This window comes from Micromonospora sp. DT43 (genome assembly GCF_049841645.1).
Classification (GTDB): domain Bacteria; phylum Actinomycetota; class Actinomycetes; order Mycobacteriales; family Micromonosporaceae; genus Micromonospora.
Genome location: NZ_JBNCKR010000004.1, coordinates 199,858 through 215,664, shown reverse-complemented (window position 1 = coordinate 215,664; position 15,807 = coordinate 199,858). Strand labels below are relative to the sequence as shown.

At 70.9% G+C, this 15,807-nt stretch carries 14 protein-coding genes and 1 tRNA gene; 5 read left to right on the top strand and 10 right to left on the bottom strand.

Annotated features, from left to right (window positions below; genetic code table 11):
• Positions 1-148: 148 nt before the first annotated feature.
• Positions 149-2,536: a M4 family metallopeptidase gene (locus ACLQ26_RS12525; RefSeq protein ID WP_425744567.1), complete on the bottom strand. Its 2,388-nt coding sequence runs from the start codon at positions 2,534-2,536 to the stop codon at positions 149-151.
• Between the two features lie 168 nt (positions 2,537-2,704).
• Here ACLQ26_RS12525 and ACLQ26_RS12520 point away from each other — a divergent pair, with 168 nt between their 5' ends.
• Complete coding sequence (locus ACLQ26_RS12520) at positions 2,705-3,247, top strand: hypothetical protein (RefSeq protein WP_425744566.1); 543 nt, start codon at positions 2,705-2,707, stop codon at positions 3,245-3,247.
• Positions 3,248-3,259: 12 nt separating this feature from the next.
• Here ACLQ26_RS12520 and ACLQ26_RS12515 read toward each other — a convergent pair whose 3' ends face one another.
• From ACLQ26_RS12515 to ACLQ26_RS12490, 6 genes are all read right to left on the bottom strand, one after another.
• The gene (locus ACLQ26_RS12515) at positions 3,260-3,910 is read right to left on the bottom strand and encodes a histidine phosphatase family protein (RefSeq protein WP_425744565.1); all 651 of its coding nucleotides are present in this window, start codon (positions 3,908-3,910) and stop codon (positions 3,260-3,262) included.
• 66 nt (positions 3,911-3,976) lie between these two features.
• Entirely contained in the window at positions 3,977-4,396 is a 420-nt protein-coding gene (locus ACLQ26_RS12510) for a VOC family protein (RefSeq protein WP_425744564.1), read from the bottom strand.
• Between the two features lie 35 nt (positions 4,397-4,431).
• Positions 4,432-4,833 carry a helix-turn-helix domain-containing protein gene (locus ACLQ26_RS12505; RefSeq protein ID WP_425744563.1) on the bottom strand — a complete coding sequence of 134 codons (402 nt, stop codon included), beginning with the start codon at positions 4,831-4,833 and terminating at the stop codon, positions 4,432-4,434.
• Positions 4,834-4,852: 19 nt separating this feature from the next.
• Positions 4,853-5,440 carry a dihydrofolate reductase family protein gene (locus ACLQ26_RS12500; protein WP_425744562.1) on the bottom strand — a complete coding sequence of 196 codons (588 nt, stop codon included), beginning with the start codon at positions 5,438-5,440 and terminating at the stop codon, positions 4,853-4,855.
• Positions 5,441-5,470: 30 nt separating this feature from the next.
• Positions 5,471-6,529: a hypothetical protein gene (locus ACLQ26_RS12495; RefSeq protein WP_393297628.1), complete on the bottom strand. Its 1,059-nt coding sequence runs from the start codon at positions 6,527-6,529 to the stop codon at positions 5,471-5,473.
• Positions 6,530-6,646: 117 nt separating this feature from the next.
• Positions 6,647-6,720 (bottom strand) — tRNA-Thr (locus ACLQ26_RS12490).
• Between the two features lie 340 nt (positions 6,721-7,060).
• Here ACLQ26_RS12490 and ACLQ26_RS12485 point away from each other — a divergent pair.
• Both ACLQ26_RS12485 and ACLQ26_RS12480 read left to right on the top strand, forming a co-directional pair.
• Positions 7,061-8,152 (top strand): ABC transporter ATP-binding protein, encoded by a 1,092-nt coding sequence (locus ACLQ26_RS12485; protein ID WP_425744561.1) that lies wholly within the window; start codon positions 7,061-7,063, stop codon positions 8,150-8,152.
• 169 nt (positions 8,153-8,321) lie between these two features.
• Positions 8,322-8,903, top strand: a complete 582-nt coding sequence (locus ACLQ26_RS12480; protein ID WP_425744560.1) for a hypothetical protein — start codon at positions 8,322-8,324, stop codon at positions 8,901-8,903.
• A gap of 49 nt (positions 8,904-8,952) precedes the next feature.
• On the opposite strand, the gene rlmB is transcribed toward ACLQ26_RS12480, so the two are convergent.
• Together rlmB and cysS are read right to left on the bottom strand one after the other, a co-directional pair.
• Positions 8,953-10,086 (bottom strand): 23S rRNA (guanosine(2251)-2'-O)-methyltransferase RlmB, encoded by a 1,134-nt coding sequence (rlmB, locus tag ACLQ26_RS12475; protein ID WP_425744559.1) that lies wholly within the window; start codon positions 10,084-10,086, stop codon positions 8,953-8,955.
• Positions 10,086-11,501, bottom strand: a complete 1,416-nt coding sequence (gene cysS, locus ACLQ26_RS12470) for a cysteine--tRNA ligase (RefSeq protein ID WP_425744558.1) — start codon at positions 11,499-11,501, stop codon at positions 10,086-10,088. Before cysS ends, rlmB begins: the two co-directional genes overlap by 1 nt.
• Positions 11,502-11,759: 258 nt before the next feature.
• Here cysS and ACLQ26_RS12465 point away from each other — a divergent pair, with 258 nt between their 5' ends.
• Positions 11,760-12,380, top strand: coding sequence for an IclR family transcriptional regulator (locus ACLQ26_RS12465; protein ID WP_425744557.1), 621 nt, complete (start codon positions 11,760-11,762; stop codon positions 12,378-12,380).
• A 305-nt stretch (positions 12,381-12,685) separates the two neighbouring features.
• The gene (locus ACLQ26_RS12460; protein ID WP_425744556.1) at positions 12,686-13,789 is read left to right on the top strand and encodes a hypothetical protein; all 1,104 of its coding nucleotides are present in this window, start codon (positions 12,686-12,688) and stop codon (positions 13,787-13,789) included.
• A 260-nt stretch (positions 13,790-14,049) separates the two neighbouring features.
• Here the strand turns inward: ACLQ26_RS12460 and ACLQ26_RS12455 are convergent, their stop codons facing one another.
• Positions 14,050-15,735, bottom strand: a complete 1,686-nt coding sequence (locus ACLQ26_RS12455; protein WP_425744555.1) for a S8 family serine peptidase — start codon at positions 15,733-15,735, stop codon at positions 14,050-14,052.
• Positions 15,736-15,807 lie beyond the last annotated feature (72 nt).

Here is a 15,807-nt window from a genome sequence, read left to right as displayed (position 1 = left end):
CCCATCCTCGCCGCACGTGTCCGACCGAAGTGAATCTTGGACAGATTCCGTCCGCAGATGACGGAATCTGTCCAAGATTCGCAGACACGTAACGGCACGGGCCCGGCGGCCACCCGGATGGGGGCCGCCGGGCCCGCTCCTGGTCAGGTCAGGAGACGGTGACCGCGGTGTCGTCGACCACGAAGGACGTCTGCAGCGAGGAGTCCTCGGTGCCTGTGAACTTCAGGCTGACGGTCTGGCCGGCGTACCCGGCCAGGGAGAAGGACTTCTGGCTGTAGCCGGTGGCCTTGTTCAGGTTCGAGTAGGTCGCCAGCGTGGCCAGCACCGTCCCGCCCGAGTTCAGCACCTGCACGTTCAGCTTGTCGTACTGGACGCTCGTGGTGGTCTCGGCCGAGTCGATGTGCAGCCAGAAACTGACCGTGTACGACGAGCAGCCCGCCGGAAGGGCCACCGACTGGGCGAGCGTGTCGGTGTGGCTGCTGCCGTACCCGTTCAGCCACGCCTTGTACGACCCGGTGCGGGCCGCCTGGCCGCTGGAGTTGGTGATCACGCCGGAGCTGGCCGTCCAGCCGGTCGCGCCGGACTCGAAGCCCGGGTTGGCCAGCTTCTGGCCCGGCGCGGTGCAGCCGCCCCCGGTGCCGTTCACGGTCAACGTGTAGGTGGCGCTGCGGGTGACCGACCCCGCGCCGTTCACGGTGACCGAGTAGGTGCCGGGCGGGGTGCTCGCCGAGGTGCTGATGGTGAGGGTGGACGAGCCGCCCGAGGTCACCGAGGCGGGGCTGAACGCGGCGCTCGCCCCGCTGGGCAGGCCGGACGCGGAGAACGTCACGGTCTGCGCCGTACCGCTGGTGGTGGCGGTCGACACGGTGGTGGATGCCGCGCTGCCCGGGTTCACCGAGCCGGCGGTCGGCGACAGCGACACGGAGAAGTCGTTGCCGGTGGAGCAGGGCGCGTCGTTGCCGGCCACGTTCACGGCCGTCCAGGCGGCCTGCACGGCCTTGTACTCGGTGGAGCAGCTGCCGTACAGGTCGGTGGCCGCCCGCAGGCTGTAGGCGCGGGCGGTGTTCGCCGGGTTGCTGGTGTTGACGTACGACGTGTTGGAGGTGAAGTAGACGTCGAGCGCCCGGTACCAGATCTTCTCGGCCTTGGCGCGGCCGATGCCTGTCACCGCCGGGGCGGAACCACAGACCGGCGAGGTGCCGTACGAGGTGGCGCCGGTGCCCTCGGCGAGGTTGAAGTAGAAGTGGTTGGCGACGCCGGAGGAGTAGTGCACGTCCTTGTTCTTGGTGCTGGTGGACCAGCAGCTGTCGGACGAGCCGTCCAGCGACGGGTTGTACATGTAGCGCAGCGGCGTACCGTTGCCGTTAATGTTGATCTTCTCGCCGACCTGGTAGTCGCCCGGGTCGCTCGGTGCGGCGGCGTAGAACTCCATCATGTTGCCGAAGATGTCGCTGGTGCCCTCGTTGAGGCCGCCGGATTCGCCGGAGTAGACAAGGCCGGCCAGCGCCTCGGTGACACCGTGGCTCATCTCGTGCCCGGCCACGTCCAGCGAGACGAGGGGGCGGGAGTTGCCGGAGCCGTCACCGTAGGTCATCTGGGCGCCGTCCCAGAAGGCGTTGACGTAGTTGTTGCCGTAGTGCACCCGGCTCGGCACGCCGTTGCCGTTGCCGAAGATGCCGTTGCGGCCGTGCACGTTCTTGAAGTAGTCGAACGTCTTCGCGGCGCCGAAGTGCGCGTCCACGGCGGCCGACTGCCGGTTGGAGTTGGCGCCGGTGCCCCACGCGTTGTCGGCGTCGGTGAAGGTCGTGCAGCTGGACGTGCCGTTGTTCATGTCGCAGGTACGGCCGTTGCCGTGCGCCGGGTCGATCATCTGGTAGGTGCTGCCGGAGAGCGTCGTGTCGATGCTTACCGTGCCGGTGTAGATGCCCTGGCCGCTGCCGACCACCGACTCGATCTCGTCGTACGACCCGACTGTCGCGCCGGAGGTGGCGTCGGTGATCACGTGCAGCCGCGACGGCGTCTGCCCGTCGGGCTGCCAGCCGCTGACCACCGTCTCCCAGGCCAGCCGGCCCGTGCCGGAGCTGGCGTCGACGAACAGTTCCGGGGCACCCACGGCCTCGGTTTTGCCGGTGAACCGGGCGCTGGCGGCCTTCTTCGCCGCGCCCGCGGTGACCCGGGCCGTGGTGGTGAGGGTCAGCGGTGCGGCGAGCCCGACCGAACTGCCGGCGTACGTGCCGTTCGACGCGGTGTGGATGACGAAGTCACCGCCGTACACCCGGAGCCCCTGGTAGGTGCGGGTGTAGCGGGTGTGCGCCGCGCCGGAGGCGTCCACCTTGGTGCTGCGCACCTGGTAGGACTCGGCGCTCGAACCCTGGACGGCGCCGGGGTTCGTCCGCAGGACGGTCGCCGCTCGGGCCGCGGCGGAGGCGTCCGGCGCGGGAGCGGTGGGTGGTGCGGCGTGCGCCGTGGTGGCGACGCAGGTCAGCAGGCCGCTGGTGAGCAGCGCTGCGCTGACGGCCGCGAGGGGTCGTTTCACGTGCCCTCCTGAAAGGAGAAAGGTTGTGACGGGGGTAGTCACGCATGTAGATATAGCGATGTGTTGAGGAAAAGAGAAGGCTTGGACCGCTCCCAGACATTGAGACTGGCCGAACGGATGAGGGCCTTGACAAGGGAACCAACGCTGGCACCGGCACGTCCGACGGACATGAGACCCGCCTCGACGACAGGTGTCACGATCGCGCTGCTGGCCGCCCTCCTGGCCGGCTGCACCGGCACGGACCCGGCCGGCACCCCCGCGAACCAACAATCGGCCACCGGCACCCCGCCGCCGGTGACCGCGACCCCTCCGATCGCCCCGACGTCGAGCGGCACCGCTCCCGTCGTGCCCGGCGCACCGGACGCGGCGGCCGGGCGGGTGACCCTGTTCCGCTCCGGCGGCTTCGCCGGCCGCGGCGACAACGTCACTGTCGAACCGGACGGCCAGTGGACGGCGGTGGACCGGGCCGGTGGCCGACGTACCGGAAAACTCGACGCCGCCGACCTCGGCCGGCTCCGCGGCCTGGCGGCCGACAGGCGGCTGGCCACCGAGGCCCGCCGCACGGGCACCACGACGAGCTGCTCGGACGCGTTCAGCTACCGCCTGACCGTCGGCGCCGTCGAGACCGGGTACGTCGACTGCCCCGCCGATCCCGCGCCGCCGCCGGCCACCCGTGCGCTCGTCGAACTGCTGCTGCGGGTAACCGGCTGACCGACCGCCCGCTCAGACCAGGTAGTCCGGGGGCAGACCGGTGCCGCGCAACTCCGCAGGCAGGTGCGCCACGTCGTTGACGGCGATCAGGTTCGGCGGGCCGGCCGGGCCGTACCGGATGACAGTCAACCCCGCGTTGTGGTGGTTCGAACCCAGCCACCGCCACTCTGGAGCATCGAGGGCATGCCGGACGAGCCAGGCGATCAGGAAGGAGTGCGTCACCACCAGCTCACGAACCGGCTCGCCCTCGGCCGCTCCCTCGTCGGCCGCCACCGGACCGCTGAAGCGCCGCACGGCCTCCGCCGTCACGCGCGGCCCGTCGGCCCGCTCGGCAGCCGAGAATCCGGCCAGAAACTGGGCGTACGCCTGCGGCAGGCCGCTCGGGTCTGTGTCGTGGGGGAGGTGGTCACCGGCCAACTCCGTGGCGTACACCGGGACGCCGGGCAGTGCCGCCGCGACCACCTCGGCGGTCTGCGCGGCCCTGCGCAGCGGCCCGTGGTGCACGGCGGCGAACGGGCGGCCCCGCAGGCGCTCACCGAGCAGCGTGGCCTGCCGCCGGCCACGCTCGGACAGGCCGGAATCCGGCTCGGTCGAGGCCGTGTCGGCGTGCCCGGTCAGGTCCTGCTCGCCGTGCCGGGCCAGGTACAGCAACCGAGTCCGCATGCCGTACACCCAAACACACCGGAAGGCGCGGGTCAGCCCCGCGCCTTCCGGTTTTTGATCTTGACGCTACGCCCGGGGGAACATCTGGCCGACGCGGATCTTGTTGCCGAACGGGTCCCGGATGCCGAAGTCGATCCCGTACGGGCGCTCGGTCGGCTCGTCGGTGATCTCGACACCCTTCGCCACCAGGTCCTCGTGGGTCTTGCGGGCGTCGTCGGTGGTCATGAAGAGGTACCCACCCAGGGCACCCTTGGTGAGCAGCTCCCGCACCTGCTCGGCCGTCGCCGGGTCCATCGCCGGCGGGCCCGGCTTCTCCAGCAGGATCTCGCGCTCCGGGTCGCCTGGCAGGTTGACAGTCAACCAGCGCATGAAGCCGAGATCCTGATCGGTGTTGACCTCCATGCCGAGTTTGTTCACGTAAAAGTCCAGCGCCTCGTCCTGGTCGAGGACGTAGATCTGGGAGCGGCTGATCGCGTTCATCGTCATGCCCTAGACCGTAGAGGGTGGCCCTGACCTGCTGCTTATCCAAAACTGCTGGGACGCGTCCAGGCTTTGGTGAAGCAGGACGGCACGTTGGCCGGCGCGGCGCGGCGACGCCGAAAATCCGAGGGCGACTCCCCCACGATCTGTCGGAACGTCCGGCTGAACGTGCCCAGGCTGCCGAAGCCGACCGCGTAACAGATGTCCGTCACGTCCCGGTCGGTCTCCACCAGCAGCGCCATCGCCCGCTCCACCCGACGGCGTTGCAGATAACGGTGTGGCGTCTCGCCGAAGGTGGCCCGGAACGTCCGGATGAAGTGCGCCTCGGAGACGTGCGCGATCCGGGCCAGCGCCGGAATGTCCAGCGGCTCGGCGTACGCCCGGTCCATCGCGTCGCGGGCGCGCAGCATCGCCCGGTTGGACTCCTCCACGGCCCGGCTCACCGCGGGACCGACGTCTGCGTCACCACGGGCTCGTCGGCCGGATGGCGTAGTGGTGCATGGTGACACCGAGCGGGAACGATCGCTGCTCGATCAGGTCGAGGTCGATCTGCCTGTCCACGTCGTCGAACAGCGGCCGGCCAGAGCCGAGGATCGCCGGGTGGGTGAACAGGAGAAGCTCGTCGAGAAGCCCTGCCCGCAGCAACTGCGTGGCGATCGTCGCGCCGCCCACACCGAGGGTGCCGTCCGTCTCGGCCTTGAGCAGAGCCAGCTGCTCGATCGCGTCGTCCCCGCCGATCACGCGGGTGCCGTGGTCGGCACGGGAGCGGGTACGGGACACGAGCACCTTGGGCGCGGAGGTCCAGATCTCGCCGTACTCGCGCATGAAGTCCGGCAGCGACGCGTCCTCGCGAGCCCGGGGCCAGAACTCCTCCATCGTCTCGTAGATCACCCGGCCCTGGACCATGCCCGCGAGCGCCCGGGCCCGCGCGTTGAACTCCCGGTGCAGTTCCTCGCCGATGCGCAGCCAATCGCCGGCGCCGTTGTCCCCGGGAACCTGCTCGATGCGCAGGTCGAGGGACACGTTCATCCAGTACACGAAACGACCCATCGCGAATTCTCCTCTAGTGGTGTGCCCAACTCAGCGCGGGCCGCCCGGGGGAAGGACCGGCGTCTGCGTCACGTCCTGGTCGCGCAGCTTGGCGTAGACCACCTCGGAGGTGAACCCGCCGATGAACCCGATGGCCAGGACGAAGAAGACCAACTTCCGCGCCGCGTCACCGTCGAGCAGGCCCGGGTTGGTGGAGAGCTGCGCCGCGACGAACAACAGGAAGGCGATGACACCGGCCGCCGAACCCAACGCCGCCGCCCGCAGCCAGTTGCCACTGCCGTCGTACGCGTTGCGCACGATCGCGCCCCACACCGAGGCGAACAGCGGAGCGGCCACGAGAACCGCGACGTTCTGCCACCCACCGGCCGGAGCGGCATACGCCAGCGGGATCGTGGCGAGGGCGAGCAGCAGGAGGACCAGCGCGGTGACCAGACCGGCAACCGTACGCCGCCCGGCGGCCCGCTCGGCCTCGCCAGCGGCGCGTTCCTGCTCGGCGCGGCGCTGCACCTGGGCGTCCAGCGCGGCGACGATCGGCTCGGCGGCGCCCGGCTGCCACGGGCGGGCCAGCAGAGCCACCTCCTCCTCGGTGGCGACGCCGCGCTCACCGCTGAGGCGCTGCCAGGTCTTCTCCGCGCCACCGCCGAACGCCGCGACCGCCGCGACCGGGATGCGCCGGGACAGACCGATGAGCCCGGCGACGAACGTGGAGCGTCCGCCACCCACCAGCAGCAACGCGTCGACAGTCAGCAGCGACCGGTAGAAGGTGACCTCCCAGTCGTCTGTCGACTCGGGCACGACTGTGAACAGATCAGGGTGCCGCTGGGCCTCCTCGAAGCCCGCGTCCCGCTGGTAGCGGCCACGGACCAGGATCGACCCGGGCTGCGCCCGGCCGGAGCGTACGTAGCCGCGCACGACGTCCCGTTCCAGGTACTCGGGATCGCCGGAGTACACGACGATGCGGCACCCCCGGGTGGCGAGTGCCGCACCCAGCTCGGCCGCCGCCGCAGCCGCGCCCTCCGGGTCGCGGACGGCGGGCGAGTAGACGCGGTCCGCCTGGGCGCTACCGGTGATCGCGACGAGCGGGCTCATGCGACTCCTCGACGGTCGGTGGTAACCCGAACTATAGGAGTCACCGACCATCGATGCGCGCTCCGACGGCGCTGCCGACGAGCCGTCGGGGGGACGGCCGGACCGGCGGATATTCTGAGCCCCCGGCCGGGATCGAACCGGCGACATCTCGCTTACAAGGCGAGTGCTCTGGCCAGCTGAGCTACAGGGGCGCGTGCGTCGAGGCCAGCATAGCGACTGACGTCCGGATATCACGCTCGCGAGTGCCCCCGAGCACGGGAAACGTCAACAACCCGACGCCCGCCGCCTTGACACGGCGTCGATTGATGCCTGCCCGTGCCCGAGTGCCCGGAATGTGTGGGCACTGGATCACTTCCGAGGGTCCCTCGCCTTGGCAGCGCGGGGAAAGCCGTTTACGGTGCAGTGACACGGACGACACCACGGCCGCCCCCGCGGCCGACCGCCGTCCGCTGACCGGCACGGGTACGTGCCTGTCGCTCCTTCACTCGGATCGTCCGGCACGTTCCTGCCGGTGAGAGGAAGCGCACCACCATGGCTACGGTCACCTATTCCAAGGCATCCCGGATCTACCCGGGCACCGAGCGTCCCGCCGTCAACGAGCTGAACCTCGAGATCGGCGACGGCGAGTTCCTCGTTCTCGTCGGCCCCTCCGGTTGTGGCAAGTCCACCAGCCTGCGCATGCTCGCCGGCCTGGAGGACGTCGACGCCGGCTCGATCTACATCGACCAGCGCGACGTGACCCACCTGCCCCCGAAGGCCCGCGACATCGCGATGGTCTTCCAGAACTACGCCCTCTACCCGCACATGACGGTGTACGAGAACATGGCGTTCGCCCTCAAGCTGCGCAAGACCTCCAAGTCGGAGATCGACAGGCGGGTCAAGGAGGCAGCCGGGCTGCTCCAGCTGGAGGAGTACCTCAGCCGCAAGCCGAAGGCGCTCTCCGGCGGTCAGCGTCAGCGTGTCGCGATGGGCCGGGCGATCGTCCGCGAGCCGCAGGTCTTCCTCATGGACGAGCCGCTGTCGAACCTCGACGCCAAGCTGCGCGTGCAGACCCGTACCCAGATCGCCTCGCTGCAGGCCAAGCTGGGCGTCACCACCGTCTACGTCACGCACGACCAGGTCGAGGCCATGACCATGGGCCACCGGGTCGCGGTGCTGCTCGACGGTGTCCTCCAGCAGGTGGACACCCCGCGGGCGCTCTACGACACCCCGGCCAACGTGTTCGTCGCCGGCTTCATGGGCTCCCCCGCCATGAACATCAAGACCGTTCCGCTGAACGAGCAGGGCGCCGAGTTCGCCGAGCTGCACATCCCGCTGACCCGCGAGCAGGTCGCTGCGGCCCGCGCCGAGGGTGGCGACGGCAAGGTGACCGTGGGCTTCCGCCCGGAGGACTGCGACCTGGTCAGCCCGACCGAGGGCGGCATGCCCGTCGTCGTCGAGCTGGTCGAGGACCTCGGCTCGGACGCCAACGTCTACGGGCACGCCGCGCTTGGTGGCAACTCGGAGCGCTTCGTCGTCCGCACCGACCGGCGCAGCATGCCGAACATGGGTGACACCGTGTTCGTCAAGCCGCGTACCGGCCGCAGCCACGTCTTCCACGCCACCACCGGCAGCCGGATCTGACGTAACGCCGTACCGACAAGGGGCGGTCCGCTTCGGCGGGCCGCCCCTTTCGTCGTACCCGGGAAGGCTTCTCACCCCCCGGTGCCAGCGTGGATGTGGCTCCGAAGGGTGACTCGGCCGGGTGGGCCGCGGCCGTAGCGTCGCGGCACGCCCAACCCGAGGAGACGCCGTGTCCGCCACCGCTCACCCGATCACCCGTTCCCGGCTTGGCCGGACGGCCCGCCTGACCGGCCGTAGCCTCGCCTACTGCGCGACGCTGGTGCCGGTCGCCCTGCTCGCGCTGGTGACCGCCCCGGTGGGTGGTGCCGATGCGGCCGCCGCGCGGTGGCGGAGATTGCGTACCGGACTACTCGGAGCACCCCCGACGCCCACACCCGACCGGCGACCCGGCCCGGTCGCGGTACTCGGCCACGGGCTGCTCAGTCTGCTACTCGGCTTCGTGGCACTGCTGCCGCTCGGCGTTCAGCTGCTGCTGGTGCTGCGCGGCATGCTGTACGGCCTGGTCGACCGCGGCCCGTACGACCACTCCTGGGGTGGTCCGAGCCGGGCCGGCGCGTGGCTGGCGCACTTCCTCGTCGGCCTGCCGATGGCCGCCGCCGGCCTGGCCGCGTTGATCGGCATTGCCGCCGTGCACCAGCGACTGACCCGCCGTCTCGACGGGGAGCGCACTCCGGCCTGGCTGCTTCCGACCACGCTGCTGATCGCGGTGGCCGGGGCGCTGTTCTTCGTCGCCTGGCTCCACCAGATCTGACGACGAGGCCCCCTCCCGCACCCGGCGGGAAGGGGCCTCGTCGACGTCGTTACAGCTCGACCGAGCGGCGGCGGGCGACCTCGGCGAGGGTGACCGCGGCGGCCACGCTGGCGTTGAGCGACTCCACCTCGGAGATCATCGGGATGCTCACCGTCAGGTCGCACGTCTCCCCGACCAGCCGGGACAACCCGCGCCCCTCGGAGCCGACGACCACCACAAGCGGGCCGACAGCGGCCTCCAGGTCGTACAGGTCGGTGTCACCGTCGGCGTCCAGGCCGACCACCATGAAGCCGGCGTCGCGGCACGCCTTCAGCGACCGGGTCAGGTTGGTGACCTGGGCCACCGGCACCCGCGCGGCCGCGCCGGCGCTGGTCCGCCAGGCGGTCGCCGTGATCCCGGCAGCCCGCCGCTCGGGTACGAAGACACCCTGCGCGCCGAACGCGGCGGCCGAACGGATCACCGCGCCGAGGTTGCGCGGGTCGGTGACCCCGTCCAGTGCGACCAGGAGCGGCGCCTGCTGCTCCAGGGCCGCGGCGACCATGTCCTCGAAGGGCTGGTACGCGAAGGGCGGCACCTGCAACCCGACGCCCTGGTGCAGCACCCCGCCGGTCATCCGGTCCAGCTCGGCGCGGCTGATCTCCAGGTTGGCGATGCCCCGATCGGCGGCCGTCCGGATGATCTCGTTGATCCGGTCGTCCATGTCGATGCCCTGGGCGACGTAGAGCGCCGTCGCCGGCACCTGGGCGCGCAGCGCCTCCAGCACCGGGTTGCGCCCGACAAGCAGCTCCGGGGTGTCCTTGGAGGGGTTGGACTTGCGGCCCGGCGCGACCCGGGGACCGGTCCGGCCGGCGGCCGGCCGGCCACCCCGCCCCGCCGAGCCACCACGATTCGCCGGTACGCCACGGCCACCGCCCCTGCCCCAGGTGGTGTCCTTGCTGCCCGGCTGGCCGATCTTGGGGGCACGCCCCTCCTCGGCCGCCGCCCGGCGCTCCTTGTCCTGCTTCCAGGCGGTGCGCTGCGGCAGCTTCTCGGTGCCCGAGTAACCCTTGTGCCAGGGTCGCTCGTCGGCGGGCAGGGTGCGCCCGCGCCCGGTGAGGGAGTCCTTGTTCTTGCCGCCGGAGCCCTTGGGGGCACCCGCCTTCGGCGTCAGTCGCCGGCCACGGCGCTGCGAGTTGCCGGCCATCAGTCCTGCTCTCCAATAGTCCAACGGGGGCCCTGGGGGGTGTCCTCGACCACCACGCCGGCCAGCTTGAGCTGGTCGCGTACCGCGTCGGCGGCGGACCAGTCCTTGCGGCCCCGGGCCTGCGCGCGCTGCTCCAGGGCCAGCGCGATCAGGGAGTCCACCACGGCACGCAGATCGTCCGAGCGGCCGCCACCGGTCCAGGCCGGGTCCAGGGGGTCGACACCGAGGATATCCAGCATCGCCCGTACCGCGGCCAGGGTGGTGCGGACGGTCACATCGTCGCCGGTGCTCAGCGCGGTGTTGCCGTCACGGAGGTGCTGCTGCAACACGGCCAGCGCCGCTGACGTGTTGAGGTCGTCATCCATCGCCGCGACGAAGCCGGCCGGCAGCTCACCGAACTGCCCCGCGCCCACCCGCTCGACGGCCCGCTGCACGAAACCCTCGATCCGCCGGTACGCGGTGGCCGCGTCGCGCAGCGAGTCCTCCGAGTAGTCGATCACCGAGCGGTAGTGCGCGGCGGCGTAGTAGTAGCGCAGCTCCACCGGTCGCACCCCGAGCGAGTCCACGTACGCCAGGTCGAGCGCATTGCCGGCGGACTTGCCCATCTTGGCTCCGCCGATGTTGAGCAGCCCGTGGTGCACCCAGTAGCGCGCGAACGGCAGCCCGGCCGCGTTGGACTGGGCGATCTCGTTCTCGTGGTGCGGGAACGTCAGGTCCAGACCACCGCCGTGGATGTCGAACTCCGGGCCGAGGTAGCGCCAGCACATCGCCGAGCACTCGATGTGCCAACCGGGACGACCCAGCCCCCACGGCGACGGCCAGTACGCGTCCGCCGGCTCGTCCGGCTTGGCACCCTTCCAGAGGGCGAAGTCGCGCGGGTCCCGCTTACCCCGGTCGGGGGCGTCGCCCGCCGACTGCATCGCGTCCGGCGACTGACCCGACAGCGACCCGTACGCCGGCCAGGACGCCACGTCGAAGTAGACGTCACCGGAGCCGTCGGTGGCCGGGTAGGCGTGCCCGTCCGCGATCAACTTCGTGATCAGCTCGTGCATCTCCGGAATGTGCCCGGTGGCGCGCGGCTCGTAGGTGGGCGCCAGCACGTTCAACGCCCGGTACGACTCCGCGAGGATCAGCTCGTTGGCGTACGCGATCGACCAGAACGGCCGACCCTGCTCCCCCGCCTTGACCAGGATCTTGTCGTCGATGTCGGTAACGTTGCGGATGAACGTGACCTCGTAGCCGGCGGTCACCAGCCAGCGACGCAGCACGTCATAGTTGACGCCCGAGCGAAGATGGCCGATGTGCGGCGGTGCCTGGAGGGTGAGACCACACAGGTAGACCCCCACCTTGCCGGCTTCCCGCGGGACGAAGTCCCGCACCGATCGGGTGGCGGTGTCATACAGGCGTAGCGTCACCGCACAAGGGTAGCCGTCCGCGCTGTTCCGGGTCGGCCGGTGCCGGGTCGTACGCTGCCAGGCGTGGACGCGACCGCACATCCCGCCGAGCCACCCGCTGTCCCCGGCGGTGAAGGCCCCCCTCCGCGGCGCCGACCCGTCCGAGCCGCCTCCGAACGAGATGTTCCCGGGCCAGATGTCGGCGGGCGGGCCGATGTCGGCGGGCGGGCCGATGTCGGCGGCGGGCGGGCCGATGTCGGCGGCGGGCGGGCCGGGGAGATGGCGCAGACGCTGGATCGAGGGCTGCGGCTGCTGCACCTGGTCGCCGACGCGCCGGCCGGGTTGACAGTCACCGAGGTGGCGACGCGGCTCGGCATCGGGCGGGCGGCCGTCTACCGGCTGGTCGGCCCGCTGACCGGGCACGGCATGCTGCGCCGCGACGGCGACGGCCGACTCCGCCTCGGCGTCGGGGTACTGCACCTGGCCCGACGCGCCCAGCCGCTGCTCGCCGAGGGGGCGATGCCCGCACTACGCCGGCTCGCCGAACAGGCCGGCGCGACCGCACACCTGACGGTGGTGGAGGGCGGCGAGGGTGTCGCCCTGGCCGTGGTCGAGCCGAGTTGGACGTCGTTCCACGTCGCGTACCGGACCGGAGCCCGGCATCCCCTGGACCGAGGAGCGGCGGGACGGGCCATCCTGGCCGGCCGGGGCGGTGCCGCCGAGCCGGTGAGCAGCAGCGGGGAACTGCAGTCCGGGGCGTACGGGGTGGCCGCGCCGGTGCTCGGCGTACCGGGCCTGGAGGCCAGCGTCGGCGTGGTCGCGCTCGCCCCACTGGACGTCGACCTGGTCGGACCCCAGGTACTCGCGGCCGCCACAGCGGTCACCGCCGCCCTCCGCTAACCGGCCGCCCGGCCGCCTGGCCGCGTGGCCGCGTGGCCGCCTGGCTGCCTGGCTGCCTGGCTGCCTGGCTGCCTGGCTGCCTGGCTGCCTGGCTGCCTGGCGCTTGATCGACTCGGGTTCATGGAAGGCGCGGCATCCCAGCACCAGCGACAGCCCGGATTCCATGAACACGAGTGGTTCACCGCTGGGTGCCATACCACGGTCGGCGAGTGGGCTCGCGGTTGTCCACAGGGGCCGACCGAGGATCGGGGCGGGTTGTCCACAGGGCTTTCGGCGGGCGATGCGGGGTCCGCACGCTGTTCGACATGCCACCTCGCCCGTACCGACCCGATGCCCTCACCTGGCAGGTCTTCCGTGGCTCCGACGCTGTCCGGGCCGGCCTTCTCAGCGAACACCAGTTGCGCAACTCCGCCTGGGTGCGGTTGCGCCACGACGTCTACGCCGATGCGCGACTGGACCGGGACCACGCCCTGGCCTGTCGCGCCACCCTTCTGCGACTCCCGCCCGGCGTGGTGATCGGCGGCCCGTCGGCCGCGTACCTGCACGGCATCGAACACGCCGCCTCCTTCACCGACGACGTGCACGTTCTCGTTCCCCGGCGACTGCGGGTCGGCGCACAGCGCGGCCTCCGCGTACACGTCAACGCCTTCAACCCGCTCACGACACGTACACCGAACACGGCAGGCCCAAGGGCCACGACGCATCCGGGCACGGCAGGCCCAACCGGCACGACGCATCCGGCGAGACCGGGGCAGCCACCGAACGTCGGCGCCGCCCCACGATCGGCAGGGCCGCCGCCCCGAGAGGATGCTGCGGCGTCCGGACCGGGCCATGATCTGATGACGGCCCCAGCGCCGATGCCCCTCGCCGGTCCGGATGGTTCGATTCCCCGCTCCGATCCCGGTCGAGCTGCCTGGGAGACGGCCGTCTGGCTCGATCCGATCCGTGCGGTCGCGATCATTGACTCACTGCTCGGACGAGGATTGACCGACCGGGACGAACTGGCCGTCATCGCCGCCCGCAACGCGAACATGCCCGGTGGGCGACGCGCACAGTGGCTCTTCGATCTGGCTGACGCCGGTGCCCAGTCTCCGCCTGAATCGCAGTTGCGGGTGCGACTGGTCCTCGGCGGGCTGCCGCGCCCCAGCGTTCAACATCCGGTACGCCTGCCGAACGGCGTTGTCCTGCATCCGGATCTGGCGTGGCCGGAGTTCCGGGTGGCGGTCGAGTACGACGGGCAGTGGCACGCGGACGCCGATCAACTGCACCGCGACCGTCGGCGGCTGAACCTGCTCGTCGGTGCGGGTTGGCTGGTGCTGCACGTGACCAGCCGCCGCCTGCACGCCGAGTTCCCGGCGGTGCTCGGCGAGGTACGCGCCGCGCTTGTCGCCCGCGGCTGGCGCCGATGATCGCTCAGAGGCGTCCCACGAGGCTTGGTCATCTCGCCTTCCTGGAAACCGCCCGGTCCGTCGGGCATGGACACCCCACCTTCAAGGAACCCGAGTCGATCAAGCCGCGCCCGCCACGAGCCAGGCCCGACACGAGCCAGGCCCGACACGAGCGCGGCCCGACACGAGCGCGGCCCGACACGAGCGCGGCCCGACACGAGCGAGGCCCGACACGAGCGAGGCCCGGTCGACAGTTGTCGACCGGGCCCCGAGGTGGTGTCTTACGGGCGGGCGTTCGGCTTGAGCGGGGTCTGCACCGCCGCGTAGGCGTCGACGATTCCGTACCCGTAGAAGCCGTTGAAGTTGACCCCACCGGCGCAGTACGCGTCGTAGGTCTCGTCACGGCCCTCGTTGCGGTACTGCTGCAGGCGCGGTTCCGGGCAGGCGTGCTCGGCCGCCGTGCGGTAGAGGTGCTGCTCGACCAGATCCGGGGACATGCCGAAGCCACCCCGGCCCTGCGGCTTGCCGTACCGGCTGACGATCAGCGCGGCGACACCGGCGGCGTGCGGGGACGCCATCGAGGTGCCCTGCAGGTAGGTGTAGTAGCCGCACTCACCGTTGGCCTTGCACTGTTTGAAGACGGACTCTTCGAAGCCGGCGACGATGTTGCCGTCGGCGTCGACCGAGCCCTCCTCCTGGAGCACGTGCTTCGGGTACGACGAGAGGATCATGTTGGCGTCGGTGCGGTACGAGTCGGTGCCGAAGCCGTCACGGAACCAACCACCCGGCGCGGCGACCGAGATCTGCTCGGTGCCGTAGTTGGAGAAGTCCGACTTCTTGCCGGAGGGGCCGACCGACGACACACCGATCACGTGTGGGCCTTCGGTGGGCATGTCCCAGCAGCTGTTGTTGTCGATCGGCCGGGGGTACGGGTCGGCGCCGTAGTCCGGGCTGGTGGTGTCGGTACGGGGCGCGCCCAGGTCCTCGTTGTTGTTGCCGAGCGCGCCGACGAGGGTGACGCCCTTGTTGTGGGCGAAGACCAGCGACCGCTTCATCGCCTTGATGATGGCCCGCTGCTCGGCCTGGTCCTCGGGCGAGTCGGCCGGGTTGGCGGTGCAGTTGTAGAGCCACGGGTCGACGTAGAACGACATGTTGACCACGTCGATTCCGGACCGGCCGGCGTAGACGAGGGCGTTGACCACCGGGTCGAGGAAGAAGTAGCCGGAGTCCTGGCCACCCTTCAGCTCGACAAGCGAGACGTTCGGGGCGACACCGGAGAGGCCGAAGCCGTTGGCTGCCGCGCCGATGGTGCCGGCGACATGGGTGCCGTGCCCGCCGTCGTCGGTGCCGACCGGGTCGAGGCAGCTCGCTACCTCGCAGGCGCCGTCCAGGTCGATCAGGTCGGGCGCGAAGTTGCGCGACAGCGACCAGTTGAAGTTCGGTGCGATGTCCGGGTTGCTGGCGTCGACGCCGGTGTCCAGGACGCCGACGGTCACCCGACGGTCACCGGGCTCGATCTTGCGGGCCTTGTCGGCCCGGATCATCTCCAGACCCCAGAGCTTCTCATCGAGCGGGTCCAGCTTGGCACCCTTCTTGGCAGCGGCACCGGCGGCGCGAGAAGCGGCAGTCAGGTGCTCCTGCTCGACCCGGTCCAGCTTCGGCTTGCGGCCGATGGCCTTCTGCTCGGCGGCGCCGATCAGGGTGGGGGCCGCGGTCGCCCGAGCCGCGAAGTCGGCCCGGTCGCTGGTGACCTGGAACATGCCTACCTCGTCGGACCGGGACACCACTGTGCCACCGGCTGCCCGGATGGCGGCGACGGCCGTGTCGGCGGCGACGCCGTCCTCGGCGACGACCGTGAAGGTGCGGGAGGTGCTCGGCGCGGCGCTGGCCGGTACTCCCAGACCCGCTGCCGTCAGTGCCAGTGCTGCCGCGGTCGCGACGGCGCCGGCGGTGAAGCGCTTGCTCACCACATCGGATCCTCTCGTTGAGGGACGTGGCTGCCATCACACAACACCCGCCAGCTTTACGCCAGGTGAACG